Genomic DNA, 16707 nt, shown 5'->3' on the forward strand with positions numbered 1-16707 from the left:
GTGGATTTCTGTTGGCTAAAGACGCCTTCCATGCCATTGTTGGTGAATCGCGTTCGCGTGAACTCTGTGAAATTGGAGAAGAAGGTTGCAGGCTTCCAAGAGTGTGCTTTCGACAGTCGAAGATGGCGTTCTGAAGTTGACGCTGAACCGACCCGATAAGCTCAATGCGTTCAATATCGAAATGCATGTGGCGCTGCGGGCCGAGCTGGAACGCGCCCGTGACGATACCGCGATCAGGGCTGTCCTGCTGACGGGCTCCGGGCGCGCCTTTTCTGCCGGGCAGGATCTGAGTGATCGCGATCCGCGCAAGCGGACCCCCCCACACGATCTGGGCCATTCTCTCGATACCTATTACAACCCCTCCGTCCGTCTCATCCGCGATCTGCGCAAACCCGTGATCGTCGCTGTCAACGGCGTGGCAGCGGGCGCGGGTGCCAATATCGCGCTGGCCTGCGATATCGTAATCGCCGGCCGTTCGGCCAAATTCGTACAGGCGTTTTCCAAGGTCGGGCTGGTGCCGGACGCGGGCGGCAGCTGGACGCTTCCCCGTATTCTCGGGGAACCCCGCGCCAAGGCCCTCATGTTGACAGGTGAACCGCTTGCCGCCGAAACGGCTGCCGAATGGGGCCTCATCTGGAAAGCCGTCGACGATGCGGATCTTCTCGATCAGGCCGGCCAGCTTGCACACAAGCTTGCCAAAGGCCCCACTATCGGACTTGGTCTGACCAAACATCTGATCCAGCTTGCCGCCTCCAATACGCTCGACGCCCAGCTTGACTTCGAGCGTGACAGCCAGCGTGCTGCCGGCAGCAGTGCCGACTATGCCGAAGGCGTCGCCGCCTTTCTGGACAAGCGCCCGCCGGTTTTTCGCGGGGAGTGATCCCCGCTCCGGAAAGGAAGCGATCACTCCCCCCTTTTGTTCTGTTTAGCGCGAAATGCCGCCAAGTGATCCGCCACGCGCGCCAGGGAGCGGCCAGCGAACAGCGCCGCTTGCGGAGACAATAGATCATATTCACCCGCGCCTGACGCCAGGCGGATGCCGATCTGCGCTTTGACCGCAAAGGGCGGCAAGCCCCGTTCCGCGAGAATACGGCCATAGTCGACGCAGTCGAGCTCACTCGCCGTAACTGGCCGGCCCCAGACCTGGCTCGCCAGCCCGGCAATCTCATGCAGATCGAGCGCCTCGGGCCCCGTAAGTTCATATGTCCGGTTCGCGTGCCCCGGCTGGGTCAGTACGGTCGCGGTGGCCTCGGCCACGTCGCGGCGGAAGATATAGCCCACTTTGCCCGAAGCCCCCGGCAACGTCAGCGAGCCGGTTTTCCACGCTCCCATCAGGGCATTGTCGAGATTTTCGACGAAATGGTTGTTGCGCAGGATCGTATAGGGCACGCCCGAATCCATGAGATAGTGCTCGCTATCTTCATGAACTGCTGCATAGGGAAAGAGACTTTCTCGCTTTGGGTTGATGAAGCTCGTATAAACGACCCTTCCTACTCCCGCATCGCTGGCAGCATCGATCGCCGCCCGATGCTGCTTCACCCGCGCTTCGACCGGGGCGGTACCACAGATGATCAGCGCGACATCCGCCCCCGAAAAGGCGGTCCGCATGGTTTCGGGCCGGTCGAAATCCGCCGTGACGGTCCTGATCCCGCCTTCCGCGAGATCGCCGATCTTCTCTGGGTTTCTAGTACCCGCGACGATCGCGGAGCCAAATCCGCGCTGTATGAGGGCTGAAACAATTTGCCGCCCCAACTGACCGGATGCGCCGGTGATACTGATCATGGTTTCTCGGAAGGTTAAGCGTTTGGTACAGTATGGGGACGATCGAGCGGTGAGATCACGCTAGATGCGCTTGTCTCGGCCGGCCCAATAATCTTCGCGGATCACGTTCTTCTGGATCTTGCCGATGGGCGTCTTGGGGAAATCGGTCACCAGCTTGATCAGACGAGGCCGCTTGAAGCGCGCCAGTCGTTCCATGCAATGATTGACCAGATCCTCCTCGCCCGCGTCGCTCCCAGCCCTGAGCTGGACATGGGCCGCAGGAACTTCACCCCATTTGTCGTCGGGAATACCAAACACGGCGCATTCGGCCACCGCAGGGTGCTCATAGAGCACGTTTTCGATTTCTTTGGGATAGATGTTCTCGCCCCCGGCGATGATCATGTCCTTAGAACGGTCGACTAGCGTAAGGAAGCCATCGGCATCGATTGTCGCCAGATCCCCGCTCCAAGCCCAGCCATAGCGCCAAAATGCCTTGGTCTGCTCGGGGTCGTTGTAGTATTCAAGCATGACATTGTCACCGCGCGCAACGATTTCACCGATTTCCCCCGGTTTGACCGGATTGCCGTCACGATCGAGTACCGCCAGATCGGCGTTATAGACCTGCCGGCCGACACTACCGAGCTTGTTCTGCAGGTCACCCGACTTGAGCGCCGCCACAATACCCATTTCCGATTGCCCATAGAACTGCGTCAGCCTGAGCTGCGGCAGCTTCTCAAGGATCGATTTCTGGACCCAGTCCGGCATCGGTGCGCCGGAGAAGTTGAGCTTGGTCCAGACAGAATAGTGTTCAGGATCGAAATTTTCGCCGCTCACCAGCATGCTCACCTGGGTTGGCACCATGAAGGCAGCGCTGATACCATAAGTCCGCGATAGCTTGGCGTACTCCTCAACATCCCATTTGGGAAGTAGAACGGTAGTCGCCCCCACCAGCACGGCAGGCTGAAGCATGATGTTGAGCGCCGCGACATGGAACAACGGCGTTACGACAGCCACGACGTCCTTTTCCGTGATACCGCTTTCAACGACGACCGTATGCGCCGTGACCGCCCGGCTCCTGTGGTTGGCCAGGACCCCTTTGGGGCGGCCGGTGGTGCCGCCCGTATAGGTCATGCAGAAGGGATCTTGCTCTTCGATGTCGACGCCAGGTTCGGTATCGGGATATTTGGCGACAAGGGCATCGAGGGTCAGCTCGTCGCCCGACGCGCTGCCAATGACAATCGCCTGCCTGAGCTTAGGCAGGCGCTCGGCAGCCTGCTTCACGCGGTCTTCAAAGCAATCCTCATAGAGCAGAACCTCCACATCCGCCTTGTCCAGGACATAGACGAGTTCTTCAAGCGCATAGAGCACCGAGACGTTGACGAAGACGCAGCCCGTGCGCGACGCGCCGAAGAACGCCGTCGCATATTCCGGGCGGTTACGCGACAGAATGGCAATCTTGGCACCCTTTGCCAGTGCCATGTCGATCACGGCATTAGCGAAGCGGTTGGCGTCCCGGTGCAGGTCGCCATAGCTTTTCTTCACCCCGTCACAAATGATCGCTGCCTTGCTCGGGAAGCGCTCCGCAGACCGCCTCAGCATATCTCCAGTCAACACCCTTCATCTCCCTCGAACGCGTTACACGCCACGGATCAGCGCATGGCCGATCCGCATTTTCATGAGTTCATTGGGACCGTCGACCAGCTGGGTCACCTTGGCGTCGCGCATTAGGCGCTCAACATGATTCTCCCGATAATTGCCGTAGGCGCCGAACACCTGCACGGCGTCAATGGTGACTTTCATCGCCATGTCCGAGGCTTGCATCTTGACCATGGCACACAGCTTTGCGGCTTCGCGACTGGTGGTGTCCTCCGTCGTATCCATCCAGCGGGCGACCTGATAAACTAGAGCACGGCTAGCTTCAATCTGGGTTGCCATTTCAGCGAGCGAAAATTGGATCGCCTGATGCTCGATCAGGGGTTTGCCGAAGGTGTGACGCTTCTTGGCGTAGGCCAGAGCGTGTTCGAACGCACCCTGCGCGATACCAAGCGCCTGCGTGCCGCCACCTAGGCGCCCTAGATTGAGGGCCTGCGCGAAGAGCTTGAAGGCCCCACCGATTTCACCTAATAGCTGCGAGCGCGAAACCCGCACATTGTCAAAGAATACATCGGCCGGCGGCAGCTGACGGTAACCCATCAGCTCATCGGCTTCGCCGACAGAAAGCCCCGGCGTCCCCGCATCAATGACGAAGGCGGAAATGCCGCGCGTGCCCATACTTGGATCAGTGAGAGCAAACACCAGATACATACCGGCGGCTCCAGCCAACGAGGTGGCCCGCTTGTGACCGGAGATAAGCCAACCATCGCCGTCGGCAACGGCCGTCGTCTTCATCTGTGCCAGGTCGGCGCCGGTGCCGGGTTCGGTGATCGCGATGCACGTCAGCGAGCCCTCGGCCATATTCTTGATAGCGCGTTTGCGCAGCGCTTCATCCTGACAATGAGTGAAGATCGCATAAGCACAGGCCTCGTGCGACACGATGTTTGCATACCCGCCATCGACCTTGGCGATCTCTTCCTGCGCCAGCACCAGAGACATCGTGTCGGATCCACCGCCGCCCTTTTCTTTGGGGATGTGCAAGCGCAACAAGCCTGAGTTTTCCAGCAGATGGAGCCCGTCCCACCAAGGCTTGGAGTGGCCTGTCTGGCGGTCGATATCGATGATGATCTTGGAGAGCTCGCGGGCAGCTTCGGCTGCTTTATCACGAACAGAGATTTGCTCGGGTGTGAACACGTGCATGTAGAGTTCCTCTTCTCAATGAGTCTGCGACGCAGGTGAGCTGGAGCGTTAATTGCCCAAATTGCGCGTTCGTTCTGCGTCGTCTGCGACCAGTATGTGAATGCAAAGCGCCGCGGGTTCGCCGAGGACCGTGCCTCCGGAGTTATGCGCCAGCCCGATGCGCGCACCGTTGACTTGGCGAGGACCTGCCTGCCCGCGCAATTGCTGTGTAATCTCGACGATCTGGGCCACGCCCGTTGCACCGACAGGATGCCCGCGGGAAATAAGACCTCCGCTGGTATTGACCGGGATACGGCCGTCGATCTGGATAGCTCCGGTATCCACCAGCCTCGGGCCTTCGTCGGCACCGCAGAAGCCCAGCTTCTCATAGAGCATCAATTCGCTGGCCGCTGTGGTATCGTGCACTTCTGCCAGTGACAGCTCTTCGGGGCCGATCCCAGCCATATCATAGGCCGCGCTCGCACCCCGTTCTGCGATGCCCACGCCATCGGGGCTGCTCGCTGACCTCACAACGGATGCGCCGATCCGGATCCCGGCACGGCCGATTTTTTTTGCATACGCTTCCGAGCAGACCACGAGGGCCGCGGCCCCGTCTCCGATCGGCGAGCACATGAGTCGGGTAAGCGGTGGTGCCGACACAGGCGAGGCGAGAATCTCTTCGACGCTATAGGCTTTCTGATATTGGGCGGAGGGATTAAGAGCGCTGTTGCGATGGCTCTTTTCGGCAACCATGGCCACATGCCGGAGGGTTGCCCCCGTGCGTTTCATATAGGCGGCGAGCCTCTGGCTGGATTCTTCCAGAAACACACTGCCGCCGCCATCGCCCGACAGTTTTTCGACGTCGGTCGCCGACGCCAACGCGCGCAGCGTAACAGCGCGGTCGGGATGAAAAAGCTTTTCCACGCCCAGCACCAGCACCACCTCATGGAGCCCAGCACCAACGGCCATCCAAGCTTGATGCAGCGCCGTTGATCCAGACGCGCAGGCATTCTCGACATTTACGATTGGCAGGCCGCCAATGCCCATTGCGCTCAGCACGACCTGGCCTCGAACGGCTTCTTGGCCCGTTACGATGCCGGCCATGGAATTGCCCACGAACGCCGCCTGTAGACAAGGGATTTCTACTCCCGCATCGGCAAGGGCCGCTGTCACGGCTTCACGCGCTAGATCCTTGAGCGAACGATCAGGGTATTTTCCGAAGCGGGTCATGCCGACGCCGCAAATATTGACTGTCCGCATCAATGTGTCTCCGTAGTTGGCCGCCAACGCATCACCCAGCGCTCGAGTACTTTCATTCCCTCGCTTGCTAGAACTGCGAGAATGGCCAGAACGATGATGATGCCAAAAACCTGGGCGGTATCGAACATGTTGCCGGCCCGGGCGATCATTTGGCCGAGACCATATTGTCCGGCGATCATTTCACCGACAATGGTGCCAATTAGCGCCAGGCCGATGCTTATTCTGAGCCCGGAAAAGATGAAGGTGAGAGACGACGGCAGCAGCACTCGTCGGGCAATGAAACTACGACTGGCGCCCATGGTGCGCACCGCATTGATCAGATTGCGGTCGATTTCCTTGATGCCGGTATAGGTGTTAAGCAGCAAAACGAAGTAGACGAGCGACGCCGCAAGCGCAACTTTCGAGCCTTCACCTATGCCAAACCAGACCAGAAACAGCGGCGCCAAGGCAACACGGGGCAGGCTGTATAGAGCCATGATGAACGGCTCCAGCAGTAGGAAGGCGCTGCGCCAATGCGCCAGAGCGAAGCCGGAGAGGATGCCAAGCACGGCACCGATGAGCAGGCCGAGCAGCGTTTCGCGGACGGTGACGAGTATGTTCATCCAGAAGAACCCGTCTACCAGCGCGCCGCCCAGCCATGAGAAAACTCTCGAGGGCCGGCTCATGGTGAACTCTGTGACGAGGCCAAGGACTGCCGCGCCTTCCCAGATGGCCAAGAAAGCAGCTAGAAGAAGCACCCGGTAAATATTTAGCATGATGTTCACGACAGTTGAATCTCTTCCTTGAGGCTGCGCCAGAGCCGGACGAACAGGTCGTTGTATTGGGTATCCTGCACGATGGTCTCGATGTTCCGGGGCCGCGCGAGGGGCACTTCATATTCTTCTTTGATGTGTCCTGGACGGGCGCTGAACAGCAACACGCGGTCGGAAAGGCTGATCGCCTCAGACAGATCGTGAGTGACGAACAGGACCGTTAGGTCGGACTTTTCCCAAAGCCGCAGCAATTCCTCCTGGATAAGCAGCTTTGTCTGTGCGTCGAGTGCACCAAAGGGTTCATCCATCAGGAGGACTTCGGGCTGCTGAGCTAACAGACGCGCAAGTTGCACCCGCTTTTTCATTCCGCCAGATAACTGCCAGGGATAGGCGTCCGCGAAGTCGCCGACGCCTACTCGCTTGAGAAGGTCGAGGCATAGCCCGTCATCCTTTCGGCCGACGGCCTCCAGAGGCAGCCTCACATTTTCGAGCGCGGTGTTCCAGGGCAACAAAGTGTCGCTTTGGAACATGTACCCGATACTGGGCATACCCGGTCTGATGGGCTTGCCATCGAGATAGCAGTTGCCTTCGGTCGGCGGCATCAGCCCGGCAATGACGTTCAGAAGCGTACTCTTGCCACAGCCCGAGGGCCCGACAATCGTACAGAACTCCCCACGCTTGAGATCCAGATTTACATTGGCGAGCACCCGCAGGCCGCGTTCGCTATTGCCGAAATCAAGAGATAGCCCCTCGACCCTAAGCTTGGCTTCTGCCGTCATCACTTCTTCCACTTGGCGCGTTGGAGAGGTCGATTATTCCCATTCTGCAGCAAGCCGCGGATCGACCAGATCATCGAAGGCAACAGGCGCAGCAATCAAACCAGCCTCGACATAGACATCATTCATGTGAGCGATGGCTTGGGCGGTAATGACGGGATTATAGGCCGCGGCCTCGACCTGGGCGATTTCGGCCAAGAGGTCGTCCGGCACCGAAGGGAAGATCTGCTGGAGCGTGGAGACCATCAGGCTAGGATCGGCCTTGATGTCACGGGCCGCCTCTGCGATGGCGCGAGCCGCTGCTTTGGCCTTTTCGAGATTTTCCTCGCTCGCGTTCAGCCATTCATCGGTGGCCTGCAAAGAGCTTCCGAGCAGATTCTGCAGGGTCTCGGGAACGTCGTCGGTGCGCAGGTCCATGAACACGTTGCCGGCGCCTTCGTGGGTGATGGTGACCGTTGCCGGCTCCCAAGTCATCTGAGCATCCACGCGCCCCGCCTGGAGTGCAGGCAAATGCCCATTCAGGCCGCCCGTCGCGACGATGGTCACGTCGGTGTCAGGGTTCAGCCCGGCGTCCCGAAGCGCAATACGCAGGAACAAATCAGTCAGGCTACCGGGCGAGCTGATGCCGATATTCTTGCCCTTGAGTCCCGAGAAGTCACCCGGCTCGACGTCGAGCGCGCTGGAGACAACCAAGGTAAAGATCGGCTTATCCTGGAACAAGACGATATTGGTCGCCTCGATACCCTGATTGGCCATGATGAGTGTACTGCCAACACCGCCACCACCCATATTGACAGCGCCGGCCACCATGGCCCGCTCGGCTTCTGCGCCGCTGGTGAATTCGACGATTTCGACATCCAGACCATGCTTGTCGAAATAGCCGCCATCTTGCGCGACGTAAAGCACGGCCGAGCTGGTCGAGGGCACGACGGACATCGTCACCGTGCCGAGATCATTCGCGACAACGGATGACGTACCGAGAGTGACGGCAGCACCCAAGAGAAATGCCACCTTATTCCAATGCAATCCCATCTTCTTCCTCCCTTTGCGATCTCTACTTGAAATCAAATCATTTGCATGCGATGTTCGTTCATGACGAACGCTGTTCGCAGAAATTAACCTAGGACGAATTTCACGGCCTGTAAAGGTCTCAAGCATCGGGGGGTTGGCGGATATGGCCGACGAAGGGTTGGATAGGCCGGTGACGCGAACCGTGAGTTCGGTTGCCAGAGCATTGCAGATCATTGAGTTATTGATCGATCATCCCGGCGAGGAGCTTGGCGTCACTGAGATCGCGCGGCATCTCGGGGTCGCAAAAAGCACTGCGCATCAGTTGATTGCCACGCTTCAGTCGCGCGGCTTCATCGATCAGGACCATATGTCCTCGCGCTATAGGCTTGGGTTGCGGACCATGGAGGCGGGCACCGTTGCGGCAGCCAATATCGGAATTGGGCCGGCCCTCATTCCCCTGCTGCAGGAACTTGTGGACCAAGTCCGCGAAACCTCTTCGATCGGCGTTCTGAGCGGCGACGGCGTTGTGTTGCTACAGCGCGTCGAAGCCGAATCGATCCTGCGCGTGGATCTCAAACTCGGCACCCGGCTGCCGCTGCATAATTCGGCAGTGGGCAGAATGATTCTGGCGACGTTGCCGAAGGAGGAAAGGCTTCAGAAACTGGAGGGACTGCAACTGTCTCCCGGAGATCTAACGGCAACCGAGGCGGCAATTGCGGAGGCAGCCCAGATGGGCTGTGCAATCGTGCGAGACATTCCGGTCGATGGCATCAGCGCAATTTCAGTGCCGATCCGAGATCAGCAGGGACCCGCTATCGCGGGCCTTGTAGTCGCCGGCCCGACATTCCGGTTTGAGCCACTCGACTATCGAGAGACGGCCCGGCGGATGGCGAAGAAGATATCTGACCGCATGAAATCTTTAGTCTGAAGCCCGTGTCGGGCCGCCAAGGCACGCCTCCTTAGCCGCGCTTCGCCAAAGATTTCGCCAACCTAGCCAAATTGAGGGCCAGTTCAGTTGTCTCTTCAGAGCAACCTGGCCGCTATCAGCGTATCAGCGCATTCAAATGGACGCCCGAACGGCCGTCATGGCGGCGCATCGCAGTCTGGCAGAATTGGGGCCGATAGCGGACCGTCAGCTTCAGGGCAGTAGGAAGTGCAACGGTTGTTGAAACTCGTACCGCTGGACGGGCAATCATCGCGCGCGGAAACGTTCGGCAACGGACTTGCGACATGCGAAAGGGCTTCCTTCTCACAATCTCGAAGGTCTGACATCACTGCGTTGCTTGTCAGCCCTGCGAGTCGTTTGGTGTCGACCGAAGAGATGACTGAGGGGATCGCACCCATGAAGGCGCTGCGGCCCGGTTTGCTTGTTGCGGATTGTGGCGCGTGCATTTCGGCAGAGCAATTCTCAGGTCAGGGATAGAGAAGGCGGCCTGTCTACGCACTAGGTTTTTTCTGTGCAGCGCGTAACGCTTGCACAGTAAGCTTTGCACTCTCTGCCAGTAGCCGCACGTCGGTAGCTGCCGTTACCAGATCAAAGCCCCATTCAATTGCCCGGGCGGCATACGCGGCAGAGCCGGTGTGGAGGCCTGCCTTGATGCCGTGCCTTCGGGCGGCGGAGAGGATGTTCCGGATGGCCTCGATGATCTCGGGCTCTTCACGGTCAAAGCCGACGCGATAGCGCCGACCGGTGAGAGCAAGGGTAAGGTCCGACGGACCGACATAAACCCCGTCCAGGCCCGGCGTTGCGCAGATGTCATCGAGGTTGTTCATGGCCTCGGCGGTCTCGACCATTGCCAGACAGATCAACTCGTCTTCCGCATTGGCGTCATAGCCGGGACCAGCCGAAATCGTGGCGCGTGTCGGCCCGAAACTGCGAGTTCCGTTGGGTGCATAGCGCGAATACGAGACCAGAGCTTCGGCATCGGCGCGTGTGTTGATCATCGGGCAAATGAGGCCCATTGCTCCCGCGTCGAGAACCCGCGTGACTTCACTGGGCGACAGATAGGGGATCCGCGCCATCGGCATGACGCCACTGGCCCCCATGGCCTGAAACATGTGAACGGCCGTCGCATAGTCGATCACGCCGTGCTGCAGGTCGACTGTGAGACAGTCAAAGCCCTGAGCGGCCATGGCCTCTGCCGAGAAGCTGTTACCGATGGAGAGCCAGCCATTGATGGCCTTCTCGCCCTTGGCCCAGAGGGCCTTTACCGTATTGGTCTTCATGCCTGTGTCGCCCGTGCCTTTTGGCGCATCGCGGTGATGGTGGTGCGGTGAGAGATTGCGTTCTTTTCGGTCACCACTTCAATGAGGGCACTGCCGGAGGCGGCCAGAGCGCGCTGCAAGGCGGGCTTGAAGTCTGCCGTGGCCACGACCCGCTCTGCAGAGAGGCCATAGGCTTTGGCCAGAGCAACGAAGTCTGGATTGACCAGATCGGTTGCGTAAACACGTTCGGGGAATTCGCGCTCCTGATGCATGCGGATTGTGCCAAGCATGCCGTTATTGACGACGATGAAGAGAACCTTGGCGCCATACTGGGCTGCTGTGGCCAGTTCCTGGGTGCTCATCTGGAAACAGCCATCGCCCGCAAAGCACACAACCGTGCGGTCGGGATAGACGAGGCTGGCCGCGATTGCGGCAGGTACGCCATAACCCATGGCGCCGGAAGTCGGTGCGAGCTGGGTGCGGAACCTGTCGAACTTCCAGAAGCGATGCGCCCAGGCGGTGTAATTGCCTGCGCCCGAGCAGACAATGGCATTGACAGGAACGGCCTCACGCACGTCGGTCACGACCTGTGCCAGATCCACGCTTGTGTCGCGCTGCGCCACGGTGAGGGACGCAAGGTAATCGGCGCGCGCTTCGGCAACCCAGTTGCTGCGCTTTGCAATGTCGGACTTTGGTGTCAATTGAGCCAGACCCGCTGCCGTCGCCACGGCACCTGCATTGATCGGCAGGTTGGCCTGATAGACGCGTCCCAGCTCTTCCGGATCGGGATAAATATGGACCATTGTCGCGCCGCGCTTTGTGGGATCGACAATGGTGTAGCCAGCCGTCGTCATTTCGCCCAGGCGCGCGCCCATCACGATCAGAAGATCGGCCTTGCAGACGCGATCAACGAGCTTTGGCTCGGCCCCGATGGTCAGGTGACCGACGTAGTTGGGGTGATCGTTGGAGACATAGTCCTGGCAGCGGAGCGATGCTGCAATCGGCACGCCGAAGCGCTCTGCAAAGCTCGCGACCTGTTCGCCCAGTCCAGCCCTCCAGTCTCCACCGCCAACGATGAGCAGGGGGCGCTCGGAGGCTTCAACGAGAGCGGCAATCTGCTCGAATTGCGCCGGTGTGGGGGCAGCGTTGACCGGCTCTGCGCAGAGGCCCGTGTCGATGTCGCCAGACACCAGATCACTCAGCACGTCTTCGGGCAGAGACAGAACAACAGGGCCGGGGCGACCGGCCATGGCCGTCTGGAAGGCGCGGTGCACATATTCAGGGATGCGCGCAGGATCGGTGATCTCTGCAGCCCACTTCGCCAGAGGCGTGAACATGGCGGCAAAGTCGACTTCCTGGAAGCCCTCGCGATGCTTCATGCTGCTGTTGACCTGGCCAACAAACATCACCATCGGCGTGGAGTCCTGAAAGGCAGTGTGAATGCCGGTGGACGCATTGGTGGCGCCTGGACCGCGGGTGACGAAGCACACGCCCGGGCGTCCGGTCAGCTTGCCATAGGCTTCTGCCATGTTGGCCGCGCCGCTTTCGTGACGGCAGACCACAAGCTTGATCTGGTCGCTGACGTCGTGGAGGGCATCGAGAACCGGCAGATAGCTCTCGCCGGGAACGCAGAAGGCACGGTCCACCTTTTGGGCCAATAGACTGGCGACAAGCAAATCCCCACCGCGACGGGAATTGCTGTTTTTATCGTCTGTCATTTCATTCTCCTTCTTGCGTCCTTGGGGGTAAGGCATTCGCTTAAACCGCTGCCCATCCCATCTATTTTTCGTGTCCCACCCATTTTGAACCAATTCCGACCTGGTTGAGCCAATTCAGTATTTCCCTGTTCCGGGGTGGGGATAGTGTCTTTGAAATTTCGTCTATTCTGGTATAGGTTTGGGCAGCGCAGCCGCCTCAAACCAAAGTGGCCCCACTCTCAACCCAATGGTCGGTAAACATGACTATCGAGACCACCTCGGCGTCCAGCGTTGCTCCAAGTGCTCGCGCAAAGTCCGAACTGGATTCGCAGCTGATCTACCAGGAGCTGAAAACGGGGATCATGGACGGCGCCTATGCTGCCGGAAGCAGATTGCCGACCGAACGCGCGCTGGCCGAGCATTTCGATGCCGCGCGCAATAGTGTTCGCAAGACGCTCAATCTGCTTGAGGATGAGGGGTTGATCATCCGCCACGTTGGTCGTGGCACATTCGTACGCAGCACCCTGGCGCAGGACGAATTCACCCTTGCAGAATTGCTCGAAGCGCGGCTGCTGTTTGAACCCAACCTGCCCGATCTGGTGGTTGAGCGCATCACGCCTGAACTGATTGCGGAGATGGAAGAGGCGCTTGAGCAGGTTCGCCATGCCGAAAGCTGGGACCAGTTCAAGGAAGCCAAATACGCCGTGCATATGGCAATTGCCCGTGCTTCGCGCAACCGCTTCATCATTTCTATTTTCGAGCAGATCATTGCGTCCCGCCGTCGTGCCGGCTGGGGCCGTCCGGGCCAGCAACTGTCGCCCGTTCTGGTCGTGCGCGAAGCTGCCTACCGGGACAACAAGATCATCATCGATGCGCTGCGCGCAGGGGATGCCGATAAGGCGCGCGAAGCCATTCGCGACTATCTGCTGCGCACCCTGTCCAACGTCAGCAGCAACTGATAGTGTCGGGATGGCCGAAGCCATCCCGACAGTCGCCAACCCCTGGCTCATCGCTGATCCATCCGCTTCTGCACGGCGCGCCCAACCAGCATCAGGGCGAGCGCTGCAAGCAGCACGGCCAGACCCGGATAGACGGAAATCCACGGCGCATAGAGGATGTAATCCTTGCCCTGTTCCATGATGGCGCCCCAGTCGGGCGTGGGCGGCTGCACGCCAAGGCCGAGGAAGCCCAGAGCGGCCTGAATCTGCAGGATCAGCGGGAACAGGATCATATATTGGGTGAGAATGAGCGGCAGCACATTGCGCGTGACGTGCCGGACGAGCACGAGATTGTCGTGCACGCCAATGCTGCGCGCCGCCTCCACATAGGTCTTGCCTGCCTCGCTCATCGCTCCGGCACGCGCAATGCGGAAGAAGACCGGCATGTAGACGATGGAAAGAGCCAGAACGAGGTTGGTGATTTCCGGGCCAAGAACGCCAGTGATGATGACGCCCAGAATGATCGGCGGGAAGCTCAGCAGCACGTCGACGGCGCGACCGAGCACCTGATCGACCCAGCCACCGAAGAAGCCTGAGACCAGACCCTGGGCGCCACCCACAATGGCGGAAATCAGCAGCGAACCGGCGCAGATGGCAAGGGTGACACGGGTGCCATAGATGACGCGTGCGAGCACATCGCGGCCGACGTCATCGGTACCAAACCAGTGGTCCCATGACGGCGGCTGCATGGCCCGATCGATATAGACGCCAATGGGCGAATGCGGCGTAAAGAGCCAGGGGAAGAGGGCCATCAAAAGCAGGAAGGCCAGAAGCGCGACGCCAAAGACCAGGCCCGGTTCGCGACGCGCTGTGCGCATCAGCTTGCCCCAGGCGTTGAGCTGAGCGGGAGCGGGCGATGACTCGGTGGATGAGCTGGAATGTGCCATGGAATTCTCCGAAGTCAGGCGACGCGCACGCGCGGGTCGATCAGCCGGTAGGTCAGATCGATGACGAGATTGACGACCATGGCGGCAACCACGACGATCAGTAGCGCGCCCTGAAGCACGGGGTAATCGCGGGTCTCGATCGCGGTGAGCAGCAAGCGCCCAAGGCCAGGCAGCGCGAACAGCGATTCAATGATCACCGTGCCACCCAGAATCTGGATCAGGATCAGGCCCATGAAAGTGATGATGGGGATCAGCACGTTGCGCAGGATGTGCTTGAAGAAGACGACACGCGTCGGCACGCCCTTGGCGATGGCGGTGCGCACATATTCCTGGTTCATGGCCGAGACGACGTTCTGGCGCACGAACTGGCTATATGCAGCAGCCTGCAGCAGGCCAAGGCTGGCAATGGGCAGCATGAGAATGGTCAGGTTATCGCTGACCGAGCGGGTGATCGGCACAAAACGCAGCGGAGGCGACCAGCCAAAGATTGTGGAGACACCCACCAGCAGCATGAGGCCAACCCAGAAAACGGGCGCGGAGAGGCCGAGAATATTGAAGGTCTGGATCGCAGTATCCAGCGGACGATTTTCGTAGATGCCGGCGATGATGCCGAGCGGAACGCCGACAAGGGTCGCGACGGCGAGCGTGAGAATTGCGATTTCGAGGGTGACCATGAAGGCCGGGCCAATCATGTCCGTCACCGGCAGGCCACGGGTCCAGCTATTGCCAAGATTGCCCTGAAGGACATTCCCGATCCAGCCCAGATACTGCATGTAGATCGGCTGATCGAGGCCGAAGAACTCACGCAGCGCGCCAGCAGCATTCTCGCCACCAGCCTGTCCCATCATCTGGGCCACGACGTCGCCGGGCACCATGCGGACCAAAAGAAAGACCAGGATGGACGCCAGAACGGCCGTGAGAAGTGAGGCGAACAGCCGCTTGATTAAGTAAGTGCCCATGATCGATCCCGTACGCAGCTAGGGTGCAGGAGGCGCGGTGCGCCTCCTGCTTTTGACATCACTCGGACAGATAGGTCCGAGCCAGACCGAAGTACCAACCGGTCGGATGCTGGGTGAAGTTCTGAACCTTGTCGCTGCGGACCGTCACGTGATCAGGCGAATAGAGCATGATCGTGGGGACGGTTTCGGCAAGCACGACCTGGAAGCGGTTGTAGATATCGCGACGCTTTGCAGTGTCGGATTCTGCACGACCTTCATCCAGAAGGGCACTGGCTTCGTCATTGTTCCAGTTACGGAAGTCTGCGCCATCGGGCTTCTTGTGGAAGTGCCGGTAGAACAGCAGGTTCGGGTCAGGCTGGGCAGCCCAGTCGTTGAAGGTGAAGCCCATCTGGCTGGAGCGGAAGTTGTTCACCCACACGCCAAGGTCAACGCGCTGAATGTCGAGCGTGATGCCGATCTGTGCGAGCTGCTCCTGAAGGGTGACCGAGGCCGGATCCATCCAGTCAAAGCCATTGATGGTGGTCAGGGTCATCTTGAAGCCATCGGGATAGCCGGCTTCAGCCAGCAGTGCCTTGGCTTTCTCGATGTCTGGGCCCTGCATCGGAACTTCGTCGAGCGGGAGACCCCAGCTTTCCTGCATGCCGGACACCATGGTGCCCAGGACCGTGCCGTATTCACCAACGGAAGCCTGCAGGATTTCGTTCTTGTCCACGGCCAGGGAGATGGCCTGACGGACGCGAACGTCGCTGAGCTGCTCAAGCTCGGAACCAAGGTCGATGGCGGTCTGTGCCAGCGATGGCCAACGCTCGATGGTCAGGCCAGGAACGGTCGACACCTGTTGGACGTCCTGAGGACGGCTCAACGGAACGAGGTCGACGCGCTTGTTCTGGAGAGCAACCAGCATGGATGCGCTGTTGGGCAGAATCGAGAAGTCGATGGCATCGAGATAGGGGACGCCAGCTTCCCAATACTCTTCATTACGCTCGAGGGCGACGTGGGAGTTGGGAACGAATTCGACCAGCTTGAACGGGCCGGTACCAACGCTTTCCGAGTTGATGCGGTTCTTGGAGTTCTCGTCGTCGAAGTAGCCCTTCGGAACCACAGCACCATACTTGTTGCCGAGGGTCATCGGCAGCGAGGAGTTCTTATTGGTGAGGGTAAAGCGGACGGTATAGTCGTCCACGACTTCCACATTGCTCACCATGGAGAAGTCGCCGGCGCCGGGGGAGCCGTTATCCGGGTTGCGGATGTAGTTGTAGCTATAGGCCACGTCCTCGGCGGTCATGTCGCCGCCGTTGTGGAACTTCACACCCTTACGAATCTTGATCGTGTAGACCAGACCGTCCTCGGAAATTTCATAGCCTTCAGCCAGAAGCGGAATGGCCTGACCATTCGCACCTTCATAGAACAGGCCCTGGTAAACCAGAACGGACAAACGAATGCGTGCGTCAGCGGCCTGGTGGAACGGGTCAAAGCCAGGTGGCTCGAGCAGGAGGCCCATATTGAGCCGGCCACCCATAACGGGGTTTTCCGCAGCCGGGCCATAAAGGCTTGCATCATTTGCCATGCTTGGCGAAAGCGCCAGCAGGCTGAGCATTGTAGCGCCGAGCAGCTTTTTGCCTATGCGCC

At 59.6% G+C, this 16707-nt stretch carries 15 protein-coding genes; 3 read left to right on the forward strand and 12 right to left on the reverse strand.

Annotated elements, in window-relative coordinates:
- Positions 1 to 85 precede the first annotated feature (85 nt).
- Positions 86 to 880, forward strand: coding sequence for a 2-(1,2-epoxy-1,2-dihydrophenyl)acetyl-CoA isomerase PaaG (gene paaG, locus ACP148_RS12630; RefSeq protein WP_421952963.1), 795 nt, complete (start codon positions 86 to 88; stop codon positions 878 to 880).
- Between the two features lie 23 nt (positions 881 to 903).
- Here paaG and ACP148_RS12635 read toward each other — a convergent pair whose 3' ends face one another.
- Genes ACP148_RS12635 through ACP148_RS12665 form a run of 7 tightly spaced genes read right to left on the reverse strand, consistent with a single transcriptional unit; the run spans position 904 to position 8479 of the window.
- Positions 904 to 1782, reverse strand: coding sequence for an SDR family oxidoreductase (locus tag ACP148_RS12635; RefSeq protein ID WP_421952964.1), 879 nt, complete (start codon positions 1780 to 1782; stop codon positions 904 to 906).
- Positions 1783 to 1842: 60 nt separating this feature from the next.
- Positions 1843 to 3375, reverse strand: a complete 1533-nt coding sequence (locus ACP148_RS12640) for a class I adenylate-forming enzyme family protein (protein WP_421952965.1) — start codon at positions 3373 to 3375, stop codon at positions 1843 to 1845.
- 21 nt (positions 3376 to 3396) lie between these two features.
- Positions 3397 to 4554, reverse strand: a complete 1158-nt coding sequence (locus tag ACP148_RS12645; protein WP_421952966.1) for an acyl-CoA dehydrogenase family protein — start codon at positions 4552 to 4554, stop codon at positions 3397 to 3399.
- A 48-nt stretch (positions 4555 to 4602) separates the two neighbouring features.
- The gene (locus ACP148_RS12650; protein WP_421952967.1) at positions 4603 to 5820 is read right to left on the reverse strand and encodes a thiolase family protein; all 1218 of its coding nucleotides are present in this window, start codon (positions 5818 to 5820) and stop codon (positions 4603 to 4605) included.
- Positions 5793 to 6548, reverse strand: a complete 756-nt coding sequence (locus tag ACP148_RS12655) for an ABC transporter permease (protein ID WP_421952996.1) — start codon at positions 6546 to 6548, stop codon at positions 5793 to 5795. The genes ACP148_RS12650 and ACP148_RS12655 overlap by 28 nt, the downstream gene beginning before the upstream one ends.
- 5 nt (positions 6549 to 6553) lie before the next feature.
- Entirely contained in the window at positions 6554 to 7324 is a 771-nt protein-coding gene (locus tag ACP148_RS12660; RefSeq protein WP_421952968.1) for an ABC transporter ATP-binding protein, read from the reverse strand.
- Between the two features lie 33 nt (positions 7325 to 7357).
- On the reverse strand, positions 7358 to 8479 hold the full coding sequence (locus ACP148_RS12665; protein ID WP_425033516.1) for an ABC transporter substrate-binding protein: 1122 nt from the start codon (positions 8477 to 8479) through the stop codon (positions 7358 to 7360).
- Positions 8480 to 8495: 16 nt separating this feature from the next.
- Between ACP148_RS12665 and ACP148_RS12670 the strand changes: the two genes are divergently transcribed.
- Complete coding sequence (locus ACP148_RS12670) at positions 8496 to 9260, forward strand: IclR family transcriptional regulator (protein ID WP_425033517.1); 765 nt, start codon at positions 8496 to 8498, stop codon at positions 9258 to 9260.
- A 509-nt stretch (positions 9261 to 9769) separates the two neighbouring features.
- On the opposite strand, the gene ACP148_RS12675 is transcribed toward ACP148_RS12670, so the two are convergent.
- Entirely contained in the window at positions 9770 to 10558 is a 789-nt protein-coding gene (locus tag ACP148_RS12675; RefSeq protein WP_421952972.1) for an HpcH/HpaI aldolase family protein, read from the reverse strand.
- Positions 10555 to 12255 carry a thiamine pyrophosphate-binding protein gene (locus ACP148_RS12680; RefSeq protein ID WP_421952973.1) on the reverse strand — a complete coding sequence of 567 codons (1701 nt, stop codon included), beginning with the start codon at positions 12253 to 12255 and terminating at the stop codon, positions 10555 to 10557. Before ACP148_RS12680 ends, ACP148_RS12675 begins: the two co-directional genes overlap by 4 nt.
- A 239-nt stretch (positions 12256 to 12494) precedes the next feature.
- Here ACP148_RS12680 and ACP148_RS12685 point away from each other — a divergent pair, with 239 nt between their 5' ends.
- A complete protein-coding gene (locus ACP148_RS12685) occupies positions 12495 to 13193 on the forward strand; it encodes a FadR/GntR family transcriptional regulator (protein WP_421952974.1) in 699 nt (232 codons plus the stop codon).
- 47 nt (positions 13194 to 13240) lie between these two features.
- Here ACP148_RS12685 and ACP148_RS12690 read toward each other — a convergent pair whose 3' ends face one another.
- From ACP148_RS12690 to ACP148_RS12700, 3 genes are read right to left on the reverse strand one after another with little or no spacing between them, the layout of a single operon-like run.
- Entirely contained in the window at positions 13241 to 14119 is an 879-nt protein-coding gene (locus ACP148_RS12690) for an ABC transporter permease (RefSeq protein WP_425033518.1), read from the reverse strand.
- A gap of 14 nt (positions 14120 to 14133) precedes the next feature.
- A complete protein-coding gene (locus ACP148_RS12695; RefSeq protein WP_425033519.1) occupies positions 14134 to 15078 on the reverse strand; it encodes an ABC transporter permease in 945 nt (314 codons plus the stop codon).
- Positions 15079 to 15136: 58 nt separating this feature from the next.
- Positions 15137 to 16675, reverse strand: a complete 1539-nt coding sequence (locus ACP148_RS12700) for an ABC transporter substrate-binding protein (protein ID WP_425033520.1) — start codon at positions 16673 to 16675, stop codon at positions 15137 to 15139.
- Positions 16676 to 16707 lie beyond the last annotated feature (32 nt).

The sequence above is a fragment of the Pelagibacterium sp. genome (assembly GCF_965249125.1).
GTDB lineage: Bacteria > Pseudomonadota > Alphaproteobacteria > Rhizobiales > Devosiaceae > Pelagibacterium.